The organism is Mesotoga sp. HF07.pep.5.2.highcov, from assembly GCF_003666285.1.
Taxonomy (GTDB): domain Bacteria; phylum Thermotogota; class Thermotogae; order Petrotogales; family Kosmotogaceae; genus Mesotoga; species Mesotoga prima.
In genome coordinates, this window is sequence record NZ_JFHJ01000578.1 from 1 (window position 1) to 5,089 (window position 5,089).

Sequence of the window (5,089 nt, forward strand, 5' to 3'; positions counted from 1 at the left end):
GGGTTCAAGTTTATTGGAGAAATAATCGAAAAAGCTGAAATGGATGGAAAAGGGAACTATCTTTTTGGATTTGAAGAGAGCTACGGCTCGCTGTTTGGAAAACATGCAAGAGACAAAGATGCGGTCAGCGCGGCCGCACTAGCCTGCGCGATCGGCGGACACCTTAAACGCAAAGAGATGACATTGATCGACTATCTTGAAGAAATCTATAGCGAGTTTGGCTACTTCCAAGAGGCACTTGTGAACAAAGAGTATGAAGGGATTCAAGGGAAGGAAAAGATTGAGTCAATAATGACAGGACTCAGGCATATTGAGCCATCGAAGTTAAAAGAGATGGCCATCAGAGAAATGAGGGATTATCTGAATGGTTATGGTAACCTTCCTCCTTCAGATGTAATATCAATGGAGATGGAGAACGACTGCAAAATAATAGTGCGACCCTCAGGAACAGAGCCAAAAATCAAGTTCTACCTTATGGCCAGGGGAGAAAATAGAGAAGAAGCAGAGAAGAAGATCGAAGAAATGAAAGAACTGGTTGAAAGGATTGTATGCTTATGAACTTCAGGTACGCGCACATTCTTTATAGGGGAGATGACTTCCTTACACCAAAAAGAGCTACTTTTGATCACAGAACAAAAACTGGTTTCATGACCACGTGGTCTACTGATCATTCAGCTGAGTTGCTTAAACATAAATATTGGAATTGCCTTAGTGCTTATGGCCTTGAGAGCGCGATGAGGCGGAAGATCACTTTCGAAAGAAAGCACAGCGACTCGAATCTGCTGTACTTTAAGTATGAACTAGAAGTTCCAGAAGCTCTTGAAGGTTATTTCGATCAGACAACGTTTGAGGTCATTTCAAAGAATTTGTCGATTAGGGAAACTACCGAAGAAGTTTACAAGATGCTAAAGGACTACGAAGAAGGATCGCTTAGCTTCAATGACCAAAGGTTCTCATCATGGCTTGCCATGAAAACTGGAGAACTACAGTTGAGTGTAAACGAAAAAAAAGAGCTTGAGAAATCACTAATAAAGTATGTAGAAACCATTGTAGGAAGAATTCTTTGGACAGTTTATAATGGAGATCTACCAAAAATGGGGAAGGACCTTTCCTCTATCGTTTATCTTTACACTGAAATGCTTGACTTGATAGCTCTAAAATGATTATGAAGAGATTCGCTGCTATAGTATCTTACGATGGAACAGATTTTTTCGGTTTCCAGAACCAGCCGGGACTACGGACGGTTCAGGGCAAGTTTGAAGAAGCGCTTCATAGAATCCATAAATTTTGCATCTCTAGTCAAGGCGCAGGGCGTACCGATACTGGTGTTCACGGGTTCGGACAGGTAATTGCCTTCGATTCTAATCTGGATCGCCTGGAAGCAACTACCATGAGAGACGCATTGAACGCAAATCTTCCATCTGACATGTATGTCAGGAAAGTACATGAAGTCGATGAGAATTTCAGCCCAAGATTCGCCGCAAAGAAAAGGATATACCACTATTACATACAAACTTCGAGTGAACCGGATATTTTTAGAAGAAGGTTTGTCTGGTGGTTTCCCTATTCTCTCGATATTAAATCAATGAGAAGAGCGGCAGTCAATCTCCTGGGCGAACATGATTTTGCTGCATTCAGGACCGGCAAGGACGATAGAAATCCTGTTAGAACTATTACGGCGATAAGAATAATAAGATACAAACCTTACATCATACTTATAAGGGTTGAAGGCATTTCGTTCCTAAAGAGAATGGTGAGAAACATTGTTGGAACGCTTGTAAAAGTCGGAACAGGAAGTGTTTCAGAAGAATCGGTATCTGAGTTTCTTTCTTCTCATGACAGATCAACATTACCGGGAACGGCTCCACCTCAGGGACTCGTATTTTACAAAGTTATCTTTGATGAATTCGAGACCTAGATTTGATGAACAATTGTTTGAACTAGTGCTGTCTGAAAGGAGAACAGGATCATCAATTTTACTGTGAAGCGGAAAATTCATTATTAATGGTATGATTGTTCTTAAACCGGGCTGCAAGGTAATTTCTGCGTACCGGATTTTTGTGGGAAGACTTGAAAGGCGAGTGCGTCGATTAAGTCCAAAATGAAAGTGGTAGCAATCGGTAGAATTGGTACCTATACTGGAGAGCAAGATAAATCGGGTAGCTCCTCACATAATGGTTTCAATCAGCTAATGCTTGATAGTGCCACATCTACCTTAGTCTATCTTATTGTGGGCGGAGAAAGATCAGCCATTGGAAGGAGAGGAGATTCACCTGGATCTACAAAATCAGAAAACTTGCGCTTGTCGATGCTCAAGAGAAGAAGGTTCAACAGCTGGATCGGCGGAACTGCAAGAAGTTTTCTGGGCGACAGAAGTGAAGCTTCAATCTACTAAAGGATCCGTTTGAAGCTGTTTCCGGACTGAGAAAAAAGTAATTGGTTGAGGGAGTCGCTATTTTGTATTTCCGAAATTAGCCAAAGGATTTGATCCTTGCTAATCAGTACGAAGAAAGTAAATTTGAGTATCTGCTTCATACAGTAATCAGAAACAAACTCAGTGGCGATTCTAACCGGTGGCCGAAGAGTCGAAAGTATTTTGAGAAGAATGTAATCATCAGATTTGAAGGGAGGGAGAACCCCGATTTGACGGTTAGGTGATCGGGAAAGGTTTGAAATCCTTATTAGTTGGTTTGTTACTGATTCTTTCTTTTTCCGGAATAATGGCCCAGGAGATCTTTGATTTCGTGCCTGAAGATGTTGGTTATTTTCTTATACTTCGAGGATTGAGATCAACAATGGAGGCTCTTAGGGATAACACGAATTTTTTTGGAGCCTATCTCGGAGATAATGGATACGGAGCCGAAAGAGCTTTTTATGGAATAATCGATGCGGCAGGATACAACGCTGAAGTCGATACCAGCTTCCTTAAGTCAGCGTTGAACAATGACATACTACTTGCCGGGGAAGGAATCGATCTTTCACTTGACGACCTGTTGATGTTCGATCCTTTTTACCTTCTTGAGAAACTAAAGCTTACTGAGAACAGAGTTTTCATGGCTTGGAGAACGGACAGTTCCTTCGAATTGTTGAAGGCGGTGGCGGCCCTTCTTGATATGTCGATATTTGTTCAGCCCGGCGAAAGCGTCAATGAACTCAGAAGCAACGCTGGAACGCTTTTCTATAATGCCGGCGACGATTACCTGATAATCGGTGGAAACAAAGATGCAGTTACACTTGCCCTGAAAACCTATGAAGGTGAAGGTAAAAGGCTTCTAGAATCTAACGGCAAAGGAAGGGAAGTTGCTGAAATGAGCTATGATTACGCTTTGGCCGGTTACATTGATGGAGACCGTTTTCATCTAGATCTGGGGCTGGAATCAACTTTCTCGATTGAAAGCACTATCTTATTTGCTAGGCCAGAAGGACACACATTAACCGCAACAATAGTTCAGGATACTGTTTTTCTCAGCAGTGAAGATATTCAAAAGATGCTCTCTGTTACTGACACAAAAGAACTGGAGGCCTCCAAAGAGACTTTTGGGGATTACACCGTATTCTTTCCGTCTTCATCCGTTGAAACTCTGAGAAAGGAGCTTGCGCACTGGTTTGAACTTGATTTAGAGCCCTATAGAGAGCTCGCTGATTTTGTTGTACTTCTTTCTAAGGAGAGTATAGGAAACGCAAGAATATATGGAGATCTCGTTTCAGAAACACCCAGAGTGACAGTCGTATTTACGAACAAAAGTTCAGACACTGAGAAATTCGAGAATTCTTTGAAAGAGTGGGGTGCTTTGCAGTCAGCACATAAGGACAGTAGGATCTACGAGCTTGAGAACGATTTTGACACAATTTACTTTATTTTTTCCAACGAAACTACCGTATTGACTTCCCTTTCGCCCGATGAATACTACAGATTGCTTTCCGATTCAGAAAGTCTCAGTGATAACATTAGCTACGAGTTTGTACGAAATCTTGGCCTAGAAAAAGACATAGCACACGCTTTCATCGACATGAAAAAAGTCTTCAAGTCTTTGATGGGAGTTTCCGTAGACAGTGCTCTCTTCTACCAGCAGACATTTGATGAAAACGGCAATATGATTCACGCTCTCCGCTTCTATTGAGGTGATTTAATGGGATTGTTATCCAAAATATTTGACAAGAATAATATGCTTCTCAAAAAGTACTCCAAGGTGGTTGAAAGCATAAACAGCTTGGAAAAAACCGTGAGTAGGTATGAAGAAGTTGACTTTCAAAAAAAGACCGAGGAGTTCAAAGCTAGAGTCTCCGAGGGCGAAACATTAGATTCATTTCTTCCGGAAGCCTTTGCGCTGGCTAGAGAAGCTGCTAAGAGAACGGTCGGTATGCGGCCATTCGATGTGCAACTAATGGGAGCTCTCGCGCTTGACGAAGGTAAAATTGCTGAGATGAAGACTGGAGAGGGAAAGACACTGGTGGCAACAATGCCTCTCTATCTTAATGCCTTGTCTGGAAGGGGCTGCCATCTTGCAACCGTGAATGACTATCTAGCAAAGAGAGATGCTGGTTGGATGGGGCCGGTTTATGAGTATCTTGGGTTGAAAGCTGGATTCATTCAGGCGGCGATGGAACCTTCTCAAAGAAAAGAGGCGTACGGTTGCGACATAACATATGGTACTGCTAACGAATTCGGATTCGACTATCTTAGAGACAATCTTGTGTATTCCCTGGAGAACAAGGTTCAGAGGGGACACAACTATGTAATAGTTGACGAGGCCGATTCAATCCTGATAGACGAAGCAAGAACGCCCCTCATTATTTCCGGCCCCGCTCAAGACTCATCCAATCTCTATAGGCAGTTTGCATTTTTTGCCAAACGTTTTGTAGCGGAAAAGGACTTTGTTGTTGATGAAAAAGACAGAACAGTAACTCTCACAGAAGAGGGAATAGCAAAGGCTGAGAAACTGCTGCAGATCGACAATCTTTATGATCCAAGCAATTACGACTACATTTTCCATCTGTTGAATGCTTTGAAAGCAATGAATCTATATAAAAGGGAAGTCGACTACCTGGTAACTCAGGAGGGAGAAGTCGTAATTGTTGATGAATTCAC

5 protein-coding genes and 1 pseudogene are annotated in these 5,089 nt (G+C 42.1%); all 6 read left to right on the forward strand.

Annotated elements, in window-relative coordinates; translation table 11 throughout:
- A pseudogene (locus BG32_RS12195) lies at window positions 1-558 on the forward strand (phospho-sugar mutase); the annotation flags it as partial.
- A 176-nt stretch (window positions 559-734) separates the two neighbouring features.
- A complete protein-coding gene (locus tag BG32_RS12200) occupies window positions 735-1,163 on the forward strand; it encodes a hypothetical protein (protein WP_259459720.1) in 429 nt (142 codons plus the stop codon).
- 2 nt (window positions 1,164-1,165) lie between these two features.
- Window positions 1,166-1,918 carry a tRNA pseudouridine(38-40) synthase TruA gene (gene truA, locus BG32_RS12205; protein WP_039882972.1) on the forward strand — a complete coding sequence of 251 codons (753 nt, stop codon included), beginning with the start codon at window positions 1,166-1,168 and terminating at the stop codon, window positions 1,916-1,918.
- Window positions 1,919-2,101: 183 nt separating this feature from the next.
- Window positions 2,102-2,395 carry a hypothetical protein gene (locus BG32_RS12210; RefSeq protein WP_006492328.1) on the forward strand — a complete coding sequence of 98 codons (294 nt, stop codon included), beginning with the start codon at window positions 2,102-2,104 and terminating at the stop codon, window positions 2,393-2,395.
- Between the two features lie 274 nt (window positions 2,396-2,669).
- Window positions 2,670-4,121: a hypothetical protein gene (locus BG32_RS12215; RefSeq protein WP_051070393.1), complete on the forward strand. Its 1,452-nt coding sequence runs from the start codon at window positions 2,670-2,672 to the stop codon at window positions 4,119-4,121.
- Between the two features lie 9 nt (window positions 4,122-4,130).
- On the forward strand, window positions 4,131-5,089 hold a 959-nt coding region (locus BG32_RS12220), incomplete at its 3' end, for a DEAD/DEAH box helicase (protein ID WP_409072665.1).

Excerpts from the sequence above, each read along its gene's own strand:
- BG32_RS12210 (WP_006492328.1), top strand. The coding sequence starts at position 2,102 with ATGAAAGTGGTAGCAATCGGTAGAATTGGTACCTATACTGGAGAGCAA.
- truA (WP_039882972.1), top strand. The coding sequence starts at position 1,166 with ATGAAGAGATTCGCTGCTATAGTATCTTACGATGGAACAGATTTTTTC.
- BG32_RS12200 (WP_259459720.1), top strand. The coding sequence starts at position 735 with ATGAGGCGGAAGATCACTTTCGAAAGAAAGCACAGCGACTCGAATCTG.